The sequence below is a fragment of the Niastella vici genome (assembly GCF_002077945.1).
GTDB classification, from domain to species: Bacteria; Bacteroidota; Bacteroidia; order Chitinophagales; family Chitinophagaceae; genus Niastella; species Niastella vici.
In genome coordinates, this window is record NZ_LVYD01000056.1 from 102,911 (window position 1) to 125,591 (window position 22,681).

The 22,681-nt window shown below is 44.7% G+C and carries 19 protein-coding genes; 6 read left to right on the plus strand and 13 right to left on the minus strand.

Going from position 1 to position 22,681, the window contains the following annotated elements; translation table 11 throughout:
* Positions 1-55: 55 nt before the first annotated feature.
* From A3860_RS23450 to A3860_RS23460, 3 genes are read right to left on the minus strand one after another with little or no spacing between them, the layout of a single operon-like run.
* Positions 56-2,230: a TonB-dependent receptor gene (locus tag A3860_RS23450; RefSeq protein WP_081150551.1), complete on the minus strand. Its 2,175-nt coding sequence runs from the start codon at positions 2,228-2,230 to the stop codon at positions 56-58.
* 53 nt (positions 2,231-2,283) lie between these two features.
* Positions 2,284-3,540, minus strand: coding sequence for a sensor histidine kinase (locus A3860_RS23455; protein WP_081150553.1), 1,257 nt, complete (start codon positions 3,538-3,540; stop codon positions 2,284-2,286).
* Complete coding sequence (locus A3860_RS23460; protein ID WP_081150605.1) at positions 3,537-4,214, minus strand: response regulator transcription factor; 678 nt, start codon at positions 4,212-4,214, stop codon at positions 3,537-3,539. The genes A3860_RS23455 and A3860_RS23460 overlap by 4 nt, the downstream gene beginning before the upstream one ends.
* Positions 4,215-4,229: 15 nt before the next feature.
* On the opposite strand from A3860_RS23460, the gene A3860_RS23465 reads away from it, so the two are divergent.
* The gene (locus tag A3860_RS23465) at positions 4,230-6,284 is read left to right on the plus strand and encodes an LTA synthase family protein (RefSeq protein ID WP_245843602.1); all 2,055 of its coding nucleotides are present in this window, start codon (positions 4,230-4,232) and stop codon (positions 6,282-6,284) included.
* A 33-nt stretch (positions 6,285-6,317) separates the two neighbouring features.
* Here the strand turns inward: A3860_RS23465 and A3860_RS23470 are convergent, their stop codons facing one another.
* The 8 genes from A3860_RS23470 to A3860_RS41225 all read right to left on the minus strand — a co-directional run bounded on the left by A3860_RS23470 (position 6,318) and on the right by A3860_RS41225 (position 11,813).
* Positions 6,318-6,626 carry a YdhR family protein gene (locus A3860_RS23470; RefSeq protein WP_081150555.1) on the minus strand — a complete coding sequence of 103 codons (309 nt, stop codon included), beginning with the start codon at positions 6,624-6,626 and terminating at the stop codon, positions 6,318-6,320.
* Between the two features lie 143 nt (positions 6,627-6,769).
* Positions 6,770-8,086, minus strand: a complete 1,317-nt coding sequence (locus A3860_RS23475; protein WP_081150557.1) for a leucine-rich repeat domain-containing protein — start codon at positions 8,084-8,086, stop codon at positions 6,770-6,772.
* Between the two features lie 131 nt (positions 8,087-8,217).
* Positions 8,218-8,466 (minus strand): RDD family protein, encoded by a 249-nt coding sequence (locus A3860_RS23480; RefSeq protein ID WP_158085335.1) that lies wholly within the window; start codon positions 8,464-8,466, stop codon positions 8,218-8,220.
* Positions 8,448-8,705: a hypothetical protein gene (locus A3860_RS23485; protein WP_143774232.1), complete on the minus strand. Its 258-nt coding sequence runs from the start codon at positions 8,703-8,705 to the stop codon at positions 8,448-8,450. The genes A3860_RS23480 and A3860_RS23485 overlap by 19 nt, the downstream gene beginning before the upstream one ends.
* 204 nt (positions 8,706-8,909) lie before the next feature.
* Complete coding sequence (locus A3860_RS23490; protein WP_081150563.1) at positions 8,910-9,488, minus strand: hypothetical protein; 579 nt, start codon at positions 9,486-9,488, stop codon at positions 8,910-8,912.
* A 461-nt stretch (positions 9,489-9,949) separates the two neighbouring features.
* Positions 9,950-11,107 carry a mannonate dehydratase gene (gene uxuA / locus A3860_RS23495; protein WP_081150565.1) on the minus strand — a complete coding sequence of 386 codons (1,158 nt, stop codon included), beginning with the start codon at positions 11,105-11,107 and terminating at the stop codon, positions 9,950-9,952.
* A 134-nt stretch (positions 11,108-11,241) separates the two neighbouring features.
* A complete protein-coding gene (locus A3860_RS23500) occupies positions 11,242-11,601 on the minus strand; it encodes a hypothetical protein (RefSeq protein WP_216823495.1) in 360 nt (119 codons plus the stop codon).
* Between the two features lie 62 nt (positions 11,602-11,663).
* Positions 11,664-11,813, minus strand: coding sequence for a hypothetical protein (locus tag A3860_RS41225; RefSeq protein ID WP_158085336.1), 150 nt, complete (start codon positions 11,811-11,813; stop codon positions 11,664-11,666).
* Between the two features lie 129 nt (positions 11,814-11,942).
* On the opposite strand from A3860_RS41225, the gene A3860_RS23505 reads away from it, so the two are divergent.
* From A3860_RS23505 to A3860_RS23525, 5 genes are all read left to right on the plus strand, one after another.
* Positions 11,943-12,983 (plus strand): LacI family DNA-binding transcriptional regulator, encoded by a 1,041-nt coding sequence (locus A3860_RS23505; RefSeq protein WP_081150567.1) that lies wholly within the window; start codon positions 11,943-11,945, stop codon positions 12,981-12,983.
* Positions 12,984-13,105: 122 nt separating this feature from the next.
* Positions 13,106-15,250, plus strand: a complete 2,145-nt coding sequence (locus tag A3860_RS23510) for an alpha-glucuronidase family glycosyl hydrolase (protein WP_081150569.1) — start codon at positions 13,106-13,108, stop codon at positions 15,248-15,250.
* Between the two features lie 200 nt (positions 15,251-15,450).
* Entirely contained in the window at positions 15,451-16,194 is a 744-nt protein-coding gene (locus A3860_RS23515; RefSeq protein ID WP_081150571.1) for an SDR family NAD(P)-dependent oxidoreductase, read from the plus strand.
* A gap of 126 nt (positions 16,195-16,320) precedes the next feature.
* The gene (locus tag A3860_RS23520; RefSeq protein ID WP_081150573.1) at positions 16,321-19,137 is read left to right on the plus strand and encodes a glycosyl hydrolase 115 family protein; all 2,817 of its coding nucleotides are present in this window, start codon (positions 16,321-16,323) and stop codon (positions 19,135-19,137) included.
* Positions 19,138-19,286: 149 nt separating this feature from the next.
* Positions 19,287-20,354 (plus strand): endo-1,4-beta-xylanase, encoded by a 1,068-nt coding sequence (locus tag A3860_RS23525; RefSeq protein ID WP_081150575.1) that lies wholly within the window; start codon positions 19,287-19,289, stop codon positions 20,352-20,354.
* Between the two features lie 149 nt (positions 20,355-20,503).
* Here the strand turns inward: A3860_RS23525 and A3860_RS23530 are convergent, their stop codons facing one another.
* Both A3860_RS23530 and A3860_RS23535 read right to left on the minus strand, forming a co-directional pair.
* Positions 20,504-21,331, minus strand: a complete 828-nt coding sequence (locus tag A3860_RS23530) for a cupin domain-containing protein (protein ID WP_143774233.1) — start codon at positions 21,329-21,331, stop codon at positions 20,504-20,506.
* Between the two features lie 653 nt (positions 21,332-21,984).
* Positions 21,985-22,518, minus strand: a complete 534-nt coding sequence (locus tag A3860_RS23535; protein ID WP_081150579.1) for a hypothetical protein — start codon at positions 22,516-22,518, stop codon at positions 21,985-21,987.
* Positions 22,519-22,681: the final 163 nt, after the last annotated feature.

The following is a 22,681-nucleotide window of genomic DNA, read 5'->3' on the forward strand; positions in this document are numbered from 1 at the left end:
GCCATAATAAGGGTTTTCGAAAATAAGACTCTTCATACTTCTTACCTCCTACTTCCTATTTGTGGGCCCAATTCCAGCGTAGAGAAAGATTCACCACCCTTCCATCAATAGGTGCCCATAAGGGTTTAAATGTAGGATCGGTAATGGTGCCGGTATACAATGCTTCGTGTTTGCTTTGCCGGTAATCGAGTAAATTCTCACAGTTGAGCACCAGGCTCAGTTTGTCGCCAAATTTCTTTTCAACCATCGCCGCCATAAACATATAACCCGGCGTTTTGGAATCGTTGTCGCGGTATTGCCTGCCGGTATAAGAACCTTCGAGCCCAAACCGCCAGGCATCTTCAATTTCATACACCACCACAAAAGCCATGCGGTTGCGGGGGGTCAATGGCATAAACTGGTTATTGGGTAAATATTTCCGTTCAGCAACGGTATAAGTATAGCCGGCATACAATTCCAACGCATCGAGCTTTAATTGCACATAGGTATCAAAACCGCCGGTCAATATATGACTGCCGGTTGAAAAATCAACTTCCCCGTTCCCTTCCTCGGTGGTAATTACCGGATCATTGATGCGGGTAAAAAAGAAAGCATGATTTATGAATAAAGAAGCATGCTCACCGAATTGTTTTTTGAAATTCACTTCGGCATTATAGCCGGTTGATAATTCAGCTTTTATGCCGGCCGGCAATGGTTGAATATTCTCTATAGGATAATCCACTGTTTGAACGGCCAGCGGGTTGGGCGCTTTATACCCCCACCCTGCACCCAGGCGGGTAGCCCATTGCTCATTGAACCGGTGAAATAACGCTACACGTGGCAATAAAAAATTCCCATAGCGATTGTGATGGTCGGCCCGCAACCCGGCTTCCAGTACGGTGTTGGCCGGTAAATTAAGTGTAGCCTGTGCAAAGGCGCCGATGGTATTATTACCGTAGTTACGTAATGCAACAGCACCTGAAGATGGCAATACGTTAAACTGGTCACCGGTTACATTCATCCCGGCCACTATGCTGTACTTTTCTTTGGGCAGCAGCCAGGAGGCTTCGGTAAAATAATTTAACTGGTTCCCCTTAAAATAATGAACATTGGTAGTGATGGCCCGGTCGAATGAGCTTACACTGGCTTTCAGCTCCAACCTGCTTCCATTGCCCAATGTATGATCAACCAGCAGGTCGCCCGTATTCCGCATGGTCTTATTCTTTTCAAAAAACTGGTGAACCACGTCTTTATTTCCTTTGATCACCTGCATATCGCCACCATTACGTGTTTCAAAAGTACCGGTATATCCCATGGCAATGGTTGTATTGCTGCCGGGGTATATGAAGAACCGCGGATGCACGATCACCGCATCGAGTTTTGGTACATCTGAAAACGAATCGTCATTCACATCTACAGCGCCCTGGTGCGTAACCCCGCCAAAAAAAGTATAACCAACGGTTTTATTTCGTTTAGCGATATAGGTATTGACATTACTTTCTTTTAAAGTCGTTTGGTTAAGCGTAAGGATGCCTTCCTGTTCATAGCCGGGCTTTTTTGAAATTAAGTTGATCAATCCGCCAATGGCGCCGCCACCATACAATGTGGAAGCAGAACCTTTGATCAACTCTACCTGTTTAAGATCGAGCGGTGGTATTTGCAGAATGCCAAAGCCGCCGCTAAAACCGTCAAAGAGCGGCATACCATCGCGCAGGATCTGCGTATAGCGGCCATCAAGGCCCTGTATGCGCACATTTGCATTGCCCGATACGGCCGATGATTGCTGAATTTGTATACCGCTAATATCACCCAGAATGCTGGCGATATTCCCGGGCTTAATGGTATTTTCTTCATCCATTTCTTCCTTTCCGAGTACTTCCACTTTCAGGGGCGAATTTTCTATGCGCTGGTTATTGCGGGTACTGGCCACCACGGTTACTTCTTCCAGTGATTTTTGTACAGCGGTCAACAATACTTCATGCCAGCTGGTATCGGGCAGTTTGGTGGTGAGGGTATACAGTTCATACCCTACAAAAGAAAATTGAATGCTATGTTTACCGGCAGGCAATGATGCTGTTTCAACCCGGCCGCTATCGTTGGTCGTAATACCTTTACCGCCCCCGGTAATTACCGTTACGCCCGGTAATGGTAGTTGTGTTTGTTTATCTTTTACCAGGGCACGGAATATTTCCTGCGCAGAAGCAGGAAGCAGGAAGCAAGAACAAAATAGGAGAAGCATCCAGTTTTTCATGATGCAAACCTACTTAGGCATTCTGTTAAAAGTTTGAAGCGTAGATTATGGAATTATAACAAAATAGAGAAAATATGCATCCCATGCTGGTAATCATACTGCAACGTATACCCTGTTACCTGGCATACCTGTTTTACGATCGATAGCCCCAACCCATTGCCATCGGCTTTTGTTTCGGGATGTCGGTAAAAGCGCTGGCTTATTTTGCCGGCTTCCAGTGCAGGCAATGACGAAGTATTGGAGATGATCAGTTTTTGAGGGGTAAGGTTGATAATGATCTTCCCGCCTTCCACGTTATACCGGATGGCGTTTTTCAGCAGGTTATTGACGATCACTTCGGTTAAATGCTGGTTACCCGAAATACGTACCGGTACGGTTTGTATCTGACAGGTAATTTTTAATGAGGACAGTAACTCTGCCAGTTCCTCCGACTTCTGTTGTATGATCTTATCCAGTTCAATCTTTTCCTGTAAGGGAAACTGACCGTTCTCAATGCGCGCCAGTAATAGCAGGTCCTGGTTCAGGCGCGTTAACCGGTTCACCGATTGGTCAATAGTTTTTATGGATGCATTGTGTTGTTGCAATAATTGTTCATCCTGCATCAGGGCTTCGGTATGGCTCCTGATCACTGCCAGGGGTGTTTGCATTTCATGGGCGGCATTGGCGCTGAATTCCTTTACCACCTGGTATTCCTGCTGCGCCCGGCTGGTCATTGTGGTAAGACATTTATTCAGCAGGTCAAACTCATTGGTGCCGGTCACCGGTAGTTGCAATGCCTGTTGTTTGGCTAACTGAAATTGCTCCACTTCATGTACGGTTGTATAAAAAGGTTTCCACAACTTTTTTATCACCATGCGGTTAATTACGTATCCGGCCAGTAAGATCAGGGCGATCATTCCGGCGCCCACCATGATCACCATTTGTAACAGGTCTTCGGTTTCAACCTGCGATTTGGTAACAGTGGCCTGGTAATTTATACCGGCAACGGTAATACCAAAGATCAATTTGCGCGACCATTCAATTTCATCCTTTTCCCGGTCCCTGATCTTTTCACTTATATAAATAGACCCCCGCAATGGTTTTTCAATAGAAGTAAAAGTGATCTGCTGGTTATAGGCATTCACCACTTCGGGCAGGCGGTTATGCGATTGTACATAGGCTATAATTTCTGTTTGTTCGGTATGCAGGGCATCATCGAGCTGCCTGATCAACACCACCCGCAATACAAAATAAAAAGCGGCGCATCCCACTAAAAATACAATAATGGAAACAGCAATATTGATGCGGTTATATTTAGAGAAGAGCTTCATTTCAATGAAAATTTATACCCCATGCCATATACGCTGTGTATATAATCGCCGGCGCCATATTGTAACAGCTTTTTTCGAAGGTTCTTTACATGGGTATAAATAAAATCGAGGTTTTCGGCCAGGTCGGCATCGGCGCCCCACAAATGGCTGGCAATGGCATCTTTTGACAGCACACGGTTCCTGTTCACCAGAAAATACAAAAGCATGTCATATTCCTTACGGGTGAGGGTTATTTCCTTACCCTGTATGGTGACGATCTTTGCCAGCACATCTACTTCTATTTCTTCAAACTTAATAATTGTACTTCCCTGCAGATTCTTGCGGCGGATGATTGCCGCAATGCGGGCGCTTAATTCGGGCAAATGAAAGGGTTTGGTGAGATAGTCATCAGCCCCTAACTGAAGTCCGTTCAATTTATCATCCAGCTCATTCCGCGCCGAAATAATGATAACACCCTCGGTCTTTTTATTGGCTTTCAATTGACGCAACAACTCCAATCCATTGCCACCCGGCAACATAATATCCAGTACAATGCAATCATATTCGTAACTTTCTGTTTTTTCAAGCGCATCGTGAAAATTATTGACCGATTCGCACAGGTACTGCTGATGATGCAGGTAGTCGACCATAGCTTTGTTCAGTGATGGTTCGTCCTCGACGATCAAAATTTTCATATCCAACATTTCTTTATGCAAAGTAAGTTATCAAAATTGAAGGAATTCAGAAAAAAGGGCCGGCCGGGCTTCAGAATTCCTTCAAAATCGGCTGGTTCATTTGCGGTTTTATCCAATATGCACATACATAAATCGCGGTATTCTGTTTTGGCCAACTTCATTTTGTTCTTCCTGGTCATTTCCTTTATTACCAGAACGGTGTTTTTAGTGTTGTCGTTCCATAAGGCCGATCTGGGCTTTTTACCGGTTTTGCGCATTTATGGTAAAGGGCTGGTTTTTGATACCATCGTGGCGCTTTATTTCAGTGCTTTGTATGCCATTTACCTGCTGGTGCTGCCTCAACGCTGGAACCGTTCGCTCGCCAATAGAATATTTACCTACGCCGGCTTTTTTTTGGTGGTACTTATCCTGATGTTCTCCTTTTTTGCAGAATTCGCATTCTGGAATGAATTTGAAAGCCGCTTCAATTTTATTGCGGTCGATTACCTGGTATACACGTTTGAGGTAATACAGAATATCAATCAATCGTACCCGTTGCCCTGGCTTATCAGCGGCATGGTGCTGCTTACACTGGCCGTATTATTTATCTTCCATAAAAGAGGGCTGTTTAAACAAAGCTTTTATTCCAATACGCCCATCAAACAACGGTTGCTTTCTACAGGGATCGTTTTGGCCGGTGCCCTCATTGGTTTCCTTGTTCCCAATTCATGGGCTGAAAGCAGTCATAACCGCTACCAGGGTGAATTATCAAAAGCGGGGATCTTTTCCTTCTTTTCCGCTTTCAGGAACAATGAGCTGAACTATTATGATTTTTATGCCAAAACACCAGAGGCCACGGCTTTTTCAACAGTACGGAATGAGCTGCAGACGCCCAATACCCGTTATATTGATAATGGCTACAGCATACGCCGGCAGATCAATAATGGTGAAGTGGCCCAACAACCCAATGTGATCCTGGTGACCATTGAAAGTTTCAGCGCCGATTTTATGGCTCATTTTGGAAACGTTCAGCATTTGACACCAGTGCTCGATGCCCTGGCCGATTCGGGGATCCTCTTCACGAATATGTATGCCACGGGTACGCGTACGGTAAGGGGAATGGAAGCATTGACCTTATGTGTGCCCCCTACTCCCGGTAATAGCATCGTTCGCCGCAATGATAACGCCGGACTGTTTACCGTTGGTTCTATTTTTAAGAAGGCCGGCTATGCAAGATCATTCTTTTATGGGGGGGATGGGTATTTTGATAATATGAATAATTTCTTTGGCAATAATGGATTCGATATCGTTGATAAGGGCGGCCGGTTTGCACCGGGTGACAATTTCACTGGCAAACGTTCCATTATTCCCGATGAAGACATTCATTTCAGCAATGCCTGGGGTATTTGCGATGAGGACCTGTACGATGCGGTTATGCGGGATGCAGATGCCCGGCATGCGAAGCAGCAACCTTTCTTTGATTTTGTAATGACCACCTCGAACCACCGGCCTTACACGTATCCTGAAAAAAAGATTGATATCCCTTCCGGTTCGGGCCGCGATGGCGCGGTAAAGTATACTGATTATGCCATTGGTGAATTCCTGAAAAAGCTGCGGTCGAAACCCTGGTTCAATAATACAGTTGTGGTATTTGTGGCCGATCATTGCGCCAGCAGCGCGGGTAAGAACGAGATCGATGTTTTAAAATATCATATCCCCTGCATCATTTATAATTTAAAAAGGGATGGCTTACACACCATTCCGCAACAATGTTCGCAGATCGATCTGTTCGCTACTTTGTTTGGATTATTGCACTGGAATTATGAGAGCAACTGGTATGGCAACGATGTGCTGCTGCCGGGTTTTACCCCCAGGGCCTATGTTGCTACCTACCAGAAGCTGGGGTATCTGCAGCATGACAGCCTCACCATTTTAAGTCCGCAACAGCAGGTTACCAGTAGCAGGTGGAATGCCCAAACAGATGAGCAATCGCCCATAAAAATTGATCCTGCGATGAGCAATAAAGCTATAGCGGCCTATCAGACGGCGTATTATCTATTTAAGAATGGGGGGATGAAGGAAAAGCGGTAGTGCTTCTGTCAACATGGAAGAAGCCTCAACTACCTATTTTATTCCCCGGGTAATCAATGAAGCACTCTGATTTACTTCATAGTCAACCGAAGAAACATTCTTTACGTACGGGCGGCTTACAACAGCTTTTACCAGGTCAGAATTCATAAAATCTTCCATTGCCGATTTGCTTTCCCATAAATAGAAACCGCCAAAAGAGTTTTTTTCTATGTCTGCGAGCCAAACTTTTGAAATTAGCCCTTTTACTTTCGCTATAATTGGTGCATCTGGTTCCACCATTTGCTTAAGATATTCCGCCTGGGAAATATCATTTAATTGATAAGTGATTATTTGTGCATGCATTGTTCAATATTTTAAATAAATATTAATGCAAAGGTAAAAGTGTACCACCACCTAAAAATACACAAAAGTCTCTTTGCTCCATGCATTATTCATTCGTGTACAATCAACATAACCGTTACGTCATAGCATTACCGCTCTAGCTATTACTGCATAAAAGTACTTAGCGGGATCCTATTTTTCATGTTCCTTTGGCGAACCTCATAGGCAATCTCACAATCTTTGGGTAATAGCTTTTTAATTTCTGCGGCCCGGTCTGGTTGAATACGGGTTAACTGTATCTGTAACCATTTTAGTTTCCTGAATTCCTGAATTTCATCCGGAATATTTAAGAGCGGGTTCATGCTTATTGTTAGCCACTCTAAATTGGCTAACTTAAAAAAATCCTGGGGAAGACTGGTAATTTGATTATTGTCCAGCTCAAGTCTTTTTAGGCTCTTCAGACCAGATATAAACGCTGGAAATTCTGAGATTGAATTATTGGTTAATGAAAGCTTTTCAAGATTATTCAATAAACCTGCTTCCTGAGGGAAAATTTTGATCTTATTATCATCAAGAAATAATTGTTTTAGTTTAGGAAATTGTGTGTATTCTTCTGGAAAGCTGGTAAGCTTGTTCTGAGATAAATTTAGCAGCGTTAAGTTTTGTAAATCTTTGACCTCCTCTGGAAGGCTGGTTAGCTTATTACAGGATACAATTAGCACCGTTAAGCTTCGTAAATCTTTTATTTCTTTTGGAAGGCTGGTAAACTTATTGCAGGATACATATAGCCGCGTTAGGTTTTGTAAATCTTTGATTTCTTCTGGAAGCGTTGTGAGGTAATTTTCTGATAGGTCTAAAGTTATCAATCTGATAAGCCGTCCTATCGATGCCGGTAACACCTGTAGTCTATTGGCACTTAAACCTAGATATTCAAGACTTTTCAGATCCCCGATTTGGTCAGGTAAATATTCAATTTTATTGTCCTGGAATGAAACCTCTACAAGATTCTGAAGATTTCCAAACTCAACAGGTAAGCGTGAAATGTTATTATTGCCGATATGTAATTCCCGAAGATTAGTCAGTTCCCCGATTTCTGGAGAGATAACTGATAGCTTACAGCTATGTACTGAAAGATATTCTAATTTTTTGCAAAACTTTATTCCTCTTGGAAGAGTAGTAAAGGAATTATAATCTAAAAAAAGAGTTCTTAGATTTGGGAGCTTAAAAATTTCATCGGGTAAAGTTGTTAAGTCGCATTTCTCGATATACAAAAATTGTAAGCTATCTAATGTCCCGATCTTTTTTAAATCAGCCCGGGTAATCTTTTGATTATAAAGACTAAGATTATATACTTTTTCTTCCGCTTTAAAGGCTTCACTAAGACTCTTATAAACCTTTTTATCAGGAACATACCTCCAGTTTTGGGAATATCCTTTAAATGTGAGCAAGAGAAAAGCTGCTAATGTAAGTATACGGTTCATAAATGCCGAAAATTAAGAACTAAAGCCCCAATTGGATTGTCCAGCCCAAAACCACAGCCTGGCCAGGTAAAAAAGTTAAAGTTTAGTTTAGCCAGCCACACTTGAGCAAACCCTTTGTTGTGGGCAGGCAGTTAGTATTTGTGAATCACTATTGTACCTGCGACTAAATCTCCGATTCTCTTTTTCTTTTTGTTTATTGCTGCAACAATTAATCCAAGAAAAAGAGTTAAATCAACTATGTTAAATATATGTCTGATTAATGAAATCGGAATATTTGTTGGACTCAGATTATTTTTAACAACCTTAATTTTTAAAACCTTCTTGCCAATTGTTTGTCCAGATATTCCTTCATTTATTGGAATTATAACAATAAAACCCAAAAAAATGCCGGATATCCTTTTAAATGAAACCCAATGCTTTCACTGTCCTGATAAAAGTCGCCACCAATTATTCCAATTACAAAGCCAATAAACCAACATATAAAAAAGTCGATTAGCGCTGCGGCTATTCTTGTTCTTTTTAATGCAATTTTATAATCTACTTCAAATTCTGGTAAAAAGTTCATTAGTGTATAGGGTTGATTTTTTAAATTTTTGAAAGCGACTGCTTGCTTGCCCACAACGTTCAGGACTTTGCGTTCGGCGGGACGGATTTATTCGTCCCACCCATAACAAAAGCTGATTAAAAATAAAAAGTTGAGAACATATTCTATTGATGAGTTCCGTTGGGTCGAGCCAGAACTAAAGCTTACCGGAGTTACTGTTGCGGAGGCTCGACCTCGTTAGCCCTGCTGACGCAAAGCTTTTTGTTGTAGGCAGTTTTGTTACGATACCCAATCCATTGCGCCAATAAAATATTTCTTTTGACCTGGCAAAAAGTAAACTCTTCCACCAGTACCAGTAAAGTTCCCCGTTTTCTTTGAGCCTTTGTGTCGGATAATTATGAAATGTCGTTTATTGTCACTGCCAAAGATTGCACAATTATTCTTTTCAATCATGTCGGGAAAAAAGCTGTTTAAAGCGCCTAATCCTACTTTGTCAAATATTTTTTGAGTTAGAAATATTGTGTCCTGTGTCGTGACCTGCTTTTTTAAAAGCTGATATACTGAGTCAATTATTTTCCATCTTGGCTCGTAATCTGGGTTGATATACTCGCCTCTTCTTTTCTCTCGTTTAGTTCCTTTCATTCCATCATGATACCTTTTCCAACAAATATATAGTTCGTTTTTGTAGTCTTCATAATTGACAAAAAACGTCACGGAGTTAATCTGATACGAAACAACTTTCTTAAAGTGAATATCAGTCAATGTAATTGTGTCAACTGTATAGGTATCATAATATTTGTCCTGGCTTTGAGCCTTTAAAAATATTATCAATGTCCCAATAAGAAGAAGTATTCGCATAGGAGGTTAAAGTTGCCTACAACGTTAGCGGCATTATAAGGTGAAAAATTCGTTTTAAATCAATTGTATCCATGTACCTGGTTTTTAGCTTTTGGATGCGATGCGTGTTCAGCAAAGCTTCGCCCCATCAGCCACAGTATCGCAATTAATCAAATCCTTTGGAATACTACAAGGGGAGAGCCGTTAACTTAACGATCTCCCGGCACCGAGGTTACTAAAATTTGATGAATAACCGAAGACGTTTTCTCTTTTTTTGAACTTTTTATGAAATGGAAGAATCCGGTAAAGGCAGGAAATAATCTAAAAAGCAATATTAGAGTATATAAGTATTGATAATCAAACACCTATTAAGCCGAGGTAAGAAAACCTGTCAGGTCCAATTCAGCCTGATAATAATGCAAGCTCAGGTGATGGACCTCACAGGTCTGGTTACTAACTTATAAACAAACAAACTTAAAAACTTACAAACTTCTTACGATCCCCAACTCCAATCCCCGTAACTCTGCCAGTCCGCGCAAACGGCCAATAGCACTGTAACCGGGATAGGTCGTTTTTTTGAGATCATCGAGCATCTGGTGACCATGATCGGGCCGCATGGGTAACGACACGCCTCTTTTTTTCATCACCAGCACCAATTCCTTTATCACCGCATACATATCTACATCACCGGTCAGGTGATCGGCTTCAAAGAAATTACCGGCGGCATCTCTTTTAGTGGCACGCAGGTGCACAAAATGAATATGATCGCCATAGCGCTGTACTATGCCCGGCAGATCGTTATCGGGCCGTACTCCAAACGACCCGGTACAAAAACACAAGCCGTTCGATTGGGAAGGTACCGCCTGCAACAGGTCTTTTACATCCTGTTCGGTGCTCATAATACGCGGCAATCCCAATACCGGGTATGGTGGATCATCGGGATGAATGGCCATTTTCAAACCACATTCCTCCACTACCGGCATCACCTGTTGCAAAAAATAGAACAAATGTTCTTTCAGCTTTTTTGCATCAATATGATGATAGGTGGTGAGCGCGGCCAGCACCTGTTCTTTGGTAAACGGTTCATCGCTGCCGGGCAAACCCAGCAGGGCATTGCGGTACAGGGTTTCCTTTTTCTGCGGCGTTATGTTGTCGAGATATTGCCGTGCAGCACTGAGTTCTTCTTTTGTATATTCTTTTTCGGCCCCCGGTCTTTCCAGCATAAATACATCAAAGGCAATAAAGGCCAGCCGTTCAAACAACAGGGCCTTACTGCCATCGGGCATTTCATAGTTAATATCTGTACGCACCCAATCGAGAATGGGCATGAAATTATAAGTGATCACTTTCAATCCGCAGGCGGCTACGTTGCGCAGGCTTTGCTGATAGTTTTGAATGTATTGCTGGTAATTACCGGTTTGTTTTTTTATGTCTTCATGCACCGGTAAACTTTCAATGACCGTCCAGCTCATGCCGGCCGCTTCGATCATGGCTTTTCGTTTGTTGATCTCGTCTATCGTCCACACGTCGCCCACCGGAATATGGTGCAAAGCCGTTACCACACCGGTACATCCGGCCTGCCGGATATGTTGTAAAGGAACGGGATCGTTTGGCCCGAACCAACGCATTGTATATTCCATAGCAAGTTTTTTGTTACGTTTACCAACTGTCTGTTCTAAATGAAGAAGCCGGTAGACCTTCTTTATTATATAAATTCGCCTCCTCCGGGTTATCCGCCCAGGCGTATCGTACCGCCACGGGATCAGCCACCTGGTCACTCCACACCACTACACGGTTCCCCCTCAATGGCAGCCTTAGCCCATACAAACTTTTTATCGGTTCCGGCAATGGCAAAATATTTCAGTTCCCCATTTCCTTTTGCCATCAATCCGCTTCCGGTACTGGTAAATTGCAGTACGATCCTGTTGCCCTGTTTTGTCATTGACTGGTATAACGGACCTGAATATACTACCTTCTTATCGCCATACGCCTGCTTTTGCGCCCACAAGGCCGGCCGTTTTCCCACATCTTCTTTATTCAATGGGTGTATATCGTTCCATTCGCCAATGTCGGTTATTACTGCCATTCCGGTGTTGGGTAATGATAATGTTTTCAATTGCGCTTCGCGCGTCATGGCCCAGCTGCTTTCACCGGGCTGGTTGTCCTTTTCGCCAGCGGCCGCCCAACCCCAAATGGTTAATATTTGGCATCGCGTTGCAGCACCATGTTATCGCTGATGAGGCGGGGCAGTTTTATTTGGGCGGTTGCCGTTATGCCTAACGAGCAGAATATTATTAATAACTTTATTTTTAGGGAGCCTGATCTTTTTTCAATCGTTTTAATCATGATGGCAATCTATTGATTAACAATTCACGACGCTAATTTACAACCCAAAACGAAACAATGTAACCGATTACATTGTTTTTTTAAGAATATTTTTATTTTACCTTTACTATCAAGTATGTAAGCGATTGTATGACAAAACCAAAAGAAGTAACCATTTATGACCTCGCCCGTAAGTTGAACGTCTCCATAGCAACGGTAAGCAGGGCCTTAAAGGACGACCCGGTCGTAAGCAAAAAAACCAAGAAAAAGGTATTTGACCTGGCCGAAGAAATGGGCTACCGGTACAACCATTTTGCCCGTAATCTTCGCGAACAGCGCACCTATACCATCGGGGTCATTGTTCCCCGGCTCAACAGTTACTTCATGAGCACGGTGATCGCCGGTATTGAAAGCGTTGCCAATAACGAGGGCTATACCCTTATTATCAGCCAGTCGTCTGAATCGGCCGAAAAAGAACTGGCCAGCGCCAAAACCATGTTCAATAACCGGGTCGATGGCATCCTGGTTTCCCTCGCTTACGATACTGAAAACCTAAACCATTTCTCTCCCTTCTTTCAAAAGAACATCCCGCTTATCTTTTTCGACCGCGTGGCCGACCACCCCGAATGCACCAGTGTGCTGATCGACAATCGCAAAGGCGCTTATGAAGCTACCAGTCATTTGATAGCCCAGGGCTGCCGCAACATTGTGCATATTACCGCCACCCCAAAACGAAATGTGTATGTTGACAGGCTGGCCGGTTACAAACAGGCGCTGGCCGATCACCAGCTACCCTTCGATGAAAAAAATGTGCTCATCAATAACCTTAGCCAGGAAGCCGGCGCACAGGCTGCCGGGGCCATACTGCAGATGAATCCTTTACCCGATGCCGTTTTTGCCGCAAACGACAATTGCGCCGTTGGCTGCATGATCGCATTGAAAAAAGCAGGCATCCGTATTCCGCACGACATGGCTTTTGCCGGTTTTAACAACGACCCCGTTAGTACCGTAATTGAACCAAACCTCACCACCATTAATTACCCCGGTTATAAAATGGGTGAAATGGCTGCTGCCAGTTTGATCAATCACCTGAATGGCGTAAACAGTATCGATGCTACCAATACTATCTTGTTACGCTCGGAACTGATCATAAGAGCATCATCATTAAAAACAAGATCAGATAGTGAATGAAGCGTTCCCGGTTCCCGGTTTCCGGTTACCGGGTAAAAAATTCGGGCTGCCCGATTACAATTAGAATAATCAACATTCAAGGCCCGGCAACTGGTAACCGGTAACTGGTAACTAAAAGACATATGAAAAAACTGGTCATTGTAATAATAGGCATTTTCCTATATACTTCCGTAATCGCAGAAGACGGCTACCGGTTGTGGTTACGATATAATACGATCGACAATGCGACCCTGCTACAACAGTACCGGTTACAGATCACCAGCATAAACTGTGCAGCGGACAATGATATACTCAAAGCAGCACAACAGGAACTGCAAACAGGGCTTTCGGGGTTGCTGGGCAGGGAAATTCCCGCGCAAAAGGCCGTTACCAATGGCACCATCCTGATGGGCCTGCCCACGCATTTACCTTTTATTCACCAATTGGTAGACGATACGGCACTGGCGCGTTTGGGCGAAGAAGGGTTTATCATTCGCACCATACGGCACGAGGGAAAAAACGTTACGTTAATAACCGGCAATAAAGAAGCCGGGATCTTATACGGTGCTTTTCATTTTTTGCGGTTGCTGCAAACGCAACAACCAATTACCTCACTGAACATTTCCAGTGCACCCAAAATACACCTTCGCCTGCTTAATCACTGGGATAACCTGAACCGCACGGTTGAACGCGGTTATGCCGGTTGCAGTATCTGGGACTGGCAACGATTGCCCGGTTACATCGATCAGCGGTATCTTGATTATGCCCGGGCCAATGCGTCCATCGGCATCAATGGCACGGTGCTCACCAATGTGAATGCCAATGCCATGATCTTAACAGCACCCTGGTTACAAAAAGTGGCGGCGCTGGCCCGCGTATTCAGGCCCTATAATATAAAGGTATATCTCACGGCCCGCTTCAGTGCGCCGGTTGAGATCGGTAAACTGAAAACAGCCGATCCGTTAAATGACCAAGTACAAAAATGGTGGAAAGATAAAGCCGATGAAATTTATCGCCTCATTCCCGACTTTGGCGGCTTCCTGGTAAAAGCCAATTCAGAAGGGCAACCGGGCCCGCAAAGTTATCAGCGTACCCATGCCGATGGCGCCAATATGCTGGCCGATGCAGTAGCCCCGCACGGCGGCATCGTAATGTGGCGCGCTTTTGTTTACAGCAGCGAATCGCCCGAAGACCGGTTCAAGCAGGCTTATAATGAATTCAAACCACTGGATGGACAGTTCAGAAAAAACGTATTGATACAGGTAAAGAACGGACCAATAGATTTTCAGCCGCGTGAACCCTTCCATCCGCTTTTTGGCGCCATGCCGCAAACGCCGCTGATGATGGAATACCAGCTCACGCAGGAATATACCGGTTTTGCCACACACCTGGTTTACCTGGGGCCCTTATTCAAAGAAATACTGAACGCCGATACCCACGCGAAAAGTAATAACAGCAGCGTGGCGCAGATCGTTGAGGGAACCGCAGATAATCATACCCTCAGCGGTATGGCCGGGGTTTCGAATATCGGCAGCGATATCAACTGGACGGGCCATCCCTTTGGCCAGGCCAACTGGTATACCCTTGGCAGGCTGGCCTGGGACAATACGCTTACGGCGCAGCAGATCGCCAATGAATGGATAAGGCAAACCTTTTCCAACAAACAGGCCTTTGTTGATACCGTACAAAAACTCATGCTGGCATCACGTGAGATCATGGTGAATTATATGACGCCATTGGGCCTGCACCACATTATGGGTTATGGGCATCATTACGGCCCCGCCCCCTGGTACAACAAAGCGCCACGGGCCGACTGGAACCCGGTGTATTTTCATAAGGCCGATTCAATAGGTATTGGTTTCAACCGCACTGCCACAGGCAGCAATGCACTGGCCCAATACCAGCCGGCCGTGCAGCAACAGTTTGAGCATATGGCTACCTGTCCGGAACAATTTTTACTCTGGTTCCACCATGTGCCCTGGAATTACAAACTGCAATCGGGCAAAACGCTATGGGAAACCTTGTGCATTAAATATTACAGCGGCGTTGATTCTGTTCGCTGGATGCAACGCAGCTGGAACGGACTTCAACGTTTTATTGATGAAGAACGGTTTAAACAGGTGCAGCAATTGCTGGCCATCCAGGAGCAGGAAGCCGTGTGGTGGCGCAATGCCTGTGTATTGTATTTTCAAACCTTTTCCAACAAACCTGTTCCGGCAGGGTATGAGCAACCCGATCATACGTTGGAATATTATGAGGAATTAAGTTTTCCGTATGCGCCTAACTAATAGTTACCGGTTACCAGTTACCAGTTGCCGGGAAATTCAGTTACCGGTTGCCAGTTTCCGGTTACCGGGGTAAAAAATTCGGAAACCCCGACAGCAATAAGAGTGATCGAAATTCAAGGCCTGGCAACTGGTAACCGGCAACCGGGAACAGGAACATAGACCACTAACCCTGAAATTAAAGAATGATAAACCTGGTATAAATGAATAATCAATTAGTAGCGATCGTGACCGGTGGTGGTTCGGGCATTGGCCTGGCCATTACAGAGAAATTTGTACAGCACAACATCACTACGGTCATTGTAGGCCGTGATCCCGAAAAACTGCAACAGGCCAAACAAAAACTGGGCGCGCTGTGCATTCCCATGGTGGCCGACCTCAGCAACCTCGATGCCATCCCCAACCTGGTAAAAGAAGTAATTACACAATTTGGCCATATCGATATACTGGTGAACAATGCCGGCATCAATATGAAGAAGGAATTCACCGAGGTTACCAATGAAGATTTTCAAAAAGTGATACAGACCAATTTAGTGGGTGTATTTGTATTGACGCGTGAAGTGGTAAAGACCATGTTGCCCAATAAAAAAGGCAGCATTGTGAACATCAGTTCCATGGCGGCGCAATATGGTATTCCGAAAGTAATTGCTTACTCGGCTTCCAAAACTGCTATCGAGGGTATGACGCGGGCCATGGCCACTGAACTATCGCCACAGGGCATTCGCATCAATTGCATTGCGCCCGGTTTTATTGCCACCGATATGACCTCCAAAGCATTTAACCAGGATGTTGACCGTAAGAACAAGGCGTTGGGCCGTACGCCCATGGGGGTGATGGGGATGCCTGCCGATATCGGCGATGCCGCCCTGTTCCTGGCCACTGATAGTGCCAAATATATCACCGGCGTGGTATTACCTGTTGACGGCGGCAATTCGATCGGATTTTAAGTTTATCGAAATAAAGACGCAGCTAACCAAACAGCTCAATCAGCTGATCAGTTTGGTTAAAGCTTACTAAGAAAAGTATAAGGGCATCGTTGATTGTACGATGCCCCTCTTTTCGCTGAATTCCATATGAAAAGAACGATACTGACCATATTGATGGGGCTCGCCCTTCATTCCCTTTTTGCCCAACAACCGGTTGGCGCCTTCCCCATTGTTGCCAGCAAATCGGCTACCCCCATTTATGTTGATGCCGGCGATCACTGGCTGGTACAAAAAGCAGCCGCTTTACTGCAAACCGATATTGAAAAAGTTACCGGCAAAAAACCCGATACCGCCCATACGCATCCCCGTGGCACTGCCAAAAATATTATCGTCATTGGTTCGCTCGATCAATCCCTGCTCATCAGGCAATTGGTGGCCCTGAAAAAATTATCCGTCGACAGTATAAAAGATAAATGGGAAGCTTTTCAGCTCACCGTTATACCCAATCCCTTTCCCGGCGTAAATAATGCCCTGGTGATTGCGGGCAGTGACAGGCGCGGAACTGCTTACGGTGTTTTTGAATTGTCGAAACAGCTGGGCGTATCGCCCTGGTACTGGTGGGCCGATGTGCCGGTGAAAACGGCCCGCGAATGCTGGTATAACCCGCAAATAAGACAATACCAACACCCCGGCGTACGATACCGCGGTATTTTTCTCAATGACGAAGCACCGGCTTTAGCCGGCTGGAGCAAAGCTACCTTCGGCGGGTTCAATCATTTATTTTATGAAAAAGTGTTTGAGCTGTTGCTTCGCCTGAAAGCCAATTACCTGTGGCCGGCCATGTGGGGCAATGCTTTTTATGACGATGATACGCTCAATGCCGTGATGGCCGACCGGTATGGGATTGTAATAGGCACCAGTCACCACGAACCCATGTTGCGCGCGCATGATGAATGGCGGCGCTATGGCAGCGGTAAATGGAATTACGATAGCAACGAAATGCGTTTGAAGCAATTTTGGGCGGAAGGCATTCGCCGCAAACGGGGGTATGAAAGCATTGTCACTGTTGGCATGCGGGGCGATGGTGATGAGCCCATGAGCGAAAAAAGCAATATCGCCCTGCTGGAAAAAATTGTTGCCGATCAACGCCAGATCATTGCCGATGTAACCGGTGCAGCCGCTACGGCCACACCCCAATTGTGGGCACTGTATAAAGAAGTGCAGGACTATTACGACCGGGGCATGCGGGTGCCCGATGATATTACCTTGTTATTATGCGATGATAACTGGGGCAACATCCGCAAGCTGCCAAAACGGGATGCCCCTGCACGGGCTGGTGGTTATGGCATTTATTATCATTTCGATTATGTGGGCGGCCCGCGCAATTACAAATGGATCAACACCAATACCATTCCCCGCACCTGGGAGCAAATGCATCTGGCCTGGGAATATGGGGTGAACCGCATCTGGATCGTGAATGTAGGAGACCTGAAGCCCATGGAATTGCCCATCTCGTTCTTTCTTGATTATGCGTGGAACCCTGCTGCGTACCCGGTTGATCCTTCCCGTGGTTATACCGAAAAATGGGCGGCCCAGCAATTCGGAAAAACCTATGCAGCAGATATCGCTTACCTGCTTACCAAATACACGCAGTACAACAGCCGCCGCAAACCGGAGTTGCTGGCGCCTGATACCTATAGCCAGGTAAATTACCAGGAAGCAGATAAAGTGGTGCGCGATTACAATGAACTGGTTCTACTGGCTGAAAAATTATACAAGCTCATCCCTGCCCAATATAAAGATGCATTCTACCAGTTGGTGTTGTACCCGGTAAAGGCCAGCGCCAACCTGAATGAACTGTATGTTACAGCCGGCAAAAATCATTTGTATGCAAAGCAGAGCCGTGTAGCAACTAATGAGCTCGCCAACCGCGTGCAGGAATTATATGATACCGATTCCCTGCTGAGCCTGCATTACAACAAGGTAATGGCCAATGGAAAGTGGGACCACATGATGGACCAAACGCATATCGGTTATACCTGGTGGCAACAACCGCCGGTGAACAGGATGCCGGCTGTTAAAATTAGAAAGCCGGCCATTCATACCCTTATGGCCATTGCCATTGAAGGTTCAGAAACGGTGTGGTGGTCCAATGATACAGTTAAAGCTGTGCTGCCCGCATTCAGTAATCATCGGGGTGATAAACATTATATCGATGTGGTTAACGCAGGCAACGCTTCATTTAATTATACCATAAAACCAGCTGGTTCCTGGCTACAGCTATCACAAACCAGTGGCCGGGTTGAAAAAGAACAACGGATATGGGTGCAGGTGAAATGGCAGGCTGTGCCGGAAGGAAAGCACCAGGCGCCCATCACTATTAGCGGTCCGAATGGTGATGTGACTGTATTTGCTACCCTGGAGAAAACAACTGTACCGGGGCTCAAACAGCAAACACATGTGGAAGCAGATGGATATATTTCTATGGATGCAGACCATTTAGCAAACGTAGTAGATGATGCGGTCACGCATTGGGTCAGGATCGCAGATATAGGCAGGACCGGTAACGGCATGACCTTTTTTCCGCCATTTCCACGACCGGCCACCTTTAGGGATACTTCGGCCCATCTTGAATACGACCTGTTCACTACCGATACAGGCGCCACGAAGGTGATGGTATACTGCTCGCCTACCCTGCCCTTCAATGAATCGAACGGGTTACGGTATGGCATTTCCTTCGATGAGGAGGCGCCACAGTTGGTGAATTTGCATGCAGATAATTCTGAAAATGCCTGGGCGCAATCGGTAAGCGATAATATCCGCATCAGCACCTCTGTTCACACGTTGCATAAGGCGGGGCATCATATGTTGAAGATCTGGGCGGTTGATCCCGGTGTGGTGCTGCAGAAGATTGTGATTGACTGGGGTGGGGTGCGGAAGAGCTATTTGGGGCCGGAGAGGTAATTTGTATAGTTACCTGTTACCAGTTGCCTGTTACCGGGGCTCATTTGCAGGCCGAATATTAGCTAGCACGCTGACATTAAGGACCTGGAAACCGGGAACTGGTACCCGGTAACAAAAGATACATTATTTACGACTTAAGAACTAATTATATGAAAAGAACAGTGTCTGTTTCTATATCGTTGATCCTGTCTACAACACTTTTCTGCCAAAATATAACCAAAGGATTAAAAGACTATTACGCTGACTACTTCCCTATTGGCGTAGCAGTTAGTTGGCGCAATTTGAGTGGCCCCGATGCACAACTTATTACCCAACAATTCAATAGCCTGACACCAGAGAATGCCATGAAGATGGGGCCTATTCACCCGGCAGAAGACCGGTACAACTGGGGGCCGGCCGATAGCATCGTAAACTTTGCACAAAGACATGGCATGAAGGTGCGCGGCCACGCCTTATGCTGGCACGAACAAACGCCGGCCTGGTTGTTTAAAGATGCATCAGGCAACCTGGTTACCAAAGAAGTGTTGCTCAATCGCCTGAAAGAACATATCACTACCGTAATGAACCGGTATAAGGGAAAGGTTTATGCCTGGGATGTGGTGAATGAAGCGGTGGATGATAACAGCAGCCGGCTGTTGCGTAATTCGCTGTGGTACCAGATCTGTGGGGAAGATTTTATTGCGAAGGCATTTGAATATGCGCATGCAGCAGACCCCAATGCGGTGCTGTTTTATAATGACTATAATTCAGAACGACCCGAAAAAATGGAGCGCATCTACCAACTGTTGAAAAAACTGGTTGATGCCAAAGTACCTATTCATGGAGTGGGCTTGCAGGCGCATTGGAGCCTATACGAGCCTACCGAAAATGAATTACGCACTGCCATTGAAAAATTCTCCTCCCTGGGACTGAAAGTACAATTTACCGAACTGGATATTTCTGTTTATCCCTGGGAGAAGAATCGCCGCGCGAAGCGAGCCGATGATGTGGATACCTTTACACCCGAACGCGAACAGCAACAACTGGAGCAATACAAAAAAGTGTTCCGCATTTTCCGCGAATATAAAAATGTGATCACCGGTGTTACCTGCTGGGGTGTGAGCGACCGGCGCACCTGGCTCGATGAATACCCCGTTATGGGAAGAAAGAATTACCCTACCCTGTTTGATGTGAACGGGCAACCGAAGAAAGCGTTTTGGGAGGTGGTTGGGTTTTGAATGGTGGTGCCAACTTAATTTGGCAAGGGGTGATTGCAAAATTGCAAACCGTTTATTTTCAGCAAAATAAGTTGAATCGCTTAATTGTGCAAGTGGTGCTTGCACAATTGGAAAATAAGGATAGGCCCCAAAATTAAATCCCCGACGCATCAGGGGTCATCGCTAGTAGTACCTGACTGAAAATGAATAGATTGTTCTTCAAAATAAGTCGATTTTATTTTTGTTACGATTATTTTGCCCTTGTGAATTTGAAACTCCAATCCGGGATTGGCTCTTTGATAGATACTTAGCATTTCATCCACAGGAGTAATACGATAAGGGAATTCGACAACCCGACCATTTTCAACATCCCTATTATTGAAGAAAATGGGGTAATCATACCAGCGGAGGATTCGTTTCAGCGCGGAAGGAAGATCAGGAGCTTCCATTTTTCCATATACCCATTCGCAAGCTTTTTTCGCATGGCTTTTTTTTGTGCTAAGATGTAGGCCTGACTTATTGATATATGCCTCGGTATACTGAGGCAGGAGGCCTACGCTCCCCTGATATTTGATTTCAACTAATCCCTCTATACACGAAATGATAATGGGCTCGTCAGGATAATTGAAGATATTTAGTTTCGTCCCACTTCCTGCTTTTACGATACTCCCCTCCACCTCTATCGATACAGAATCGTTGCCGGTAGCTACATACAGCTCACCCCTTATAATTAATTTCTTTTTCCCTTCGTTTATAGAAGCAAACTGCAGAAAAGAGCCAGCATTCAACAGGATTTCGGTGCCGGTTTCAAAAGGAAGAAGATATTGTTCTGAAGGTCCGGCGCCGAGAAAATAAAACAGCGTATCATCACCGGTGAGCTGTTTTTTATGAAAAAAGCTCATTAGTGATAACGTATCCGCTGGACAATTGCCAATGCCATATTTCCAGACCGGCATTTCGGTATGATCATTAGGAAGAATGAGGCTGATCTTTTTCAAATAAAATGGTTTCGGAATCTGCCTGGGAAATAACGACAACAAATCGTTTTGACCATACAGGGTAGCAGATAAAAAGTGGAGTAGTAACAAAAGCGTCTTTTGCCTCATATCAAATAGGGTTAATAGTTCAATCAGGAAAAAGGAAGAGAGAAAAGCAAGCCGTTTAAAAACAGCCCGCATGGGGCGTCTTCAAGGAACTGAAAAAACCAGTCATTCATAGGTCAATGATGTTACCAACGATATCCTGATGAACATCATTGTAAATATCTTATGTTGTAAGGAAGGCCAGGCCATATCGCAATGACCTGGCATGCTCACATCCTTAGCCGGTTATGGTTGAATTGCTCTGGTAATCAACACCGGACTTTGTGCTTCTGCTATCAAAACGTTTATAGGAAACAATACAAGATCGCTGGAATGATTAGGTTATCCTCCATTTTAAAAACAACAACTCATAAGGCATAAAATAAAGTTTAGCCTGTTTTCAGTTGTTGCCCAAAAACTTTAATTATTTGGTTGAATTTTTATACCGGGTAGGCTGGCCTATAATATTAAAACGACGCGAAAGAAATTACTTACTATAGAAAAATGAAAGTTTTTTCAAATCTGAACTCCATGGATCATAAATAATTGAATTCCAAAGCCTAATATTATCAAACAAGGATATAATGAAGTGTGTAAAAAGCGTAATTCAATAAAGTTTGAGCCGGTAAAGGATGCGGGCCTACCCCAGGATTAGATGGATTACCTGGCGCGGGCTGGTAATAAAATTTAAAGGTTTTTCGGATCAATCCTTTTTGAAATACCGTCAAATTCTCGTACAAATTAGCCAGGTGATAAAAAGGTCGCTCATATTGAACCGAAAGGAGCTCGTTTAAAACTCCCAGCTCGTGGTGAATGCGCCGGTGATCATCACGCAAAGCCTGGGTATAACGAAGCAACCGGCTACGGACATAGCCGAAATAATATTGTTCTGAGGTGATACCCTCACAGTGGATCCAGCTTTGAATACAACTAAGCTGCACCCCGGTGATTGATTGTTCCTGATCGTTCACCAGGCAGGTTGCTTCATCAAGCAACTTGTTATAAATTTTCCTGTACAATTTTTGAAATTCAGAAGGGTCTCCAGATTGTATTTTTTGGAAATCAATGGGAGTAATGGCAGTGTCCGTAATGGCAAGCTCCATGGATAATAGTTTATTGACTGAGGTTAAATAAATGATGGTTCCCAGAGGATATATAAAAGGGGACACTAATCAGACCATACCAACGAGAAAATGCGTTAAAAAAATTGAGCCGGCAATTTACTGAGTTGCTTTCTATTGAAATTAACTATTTGCCACCACTAAA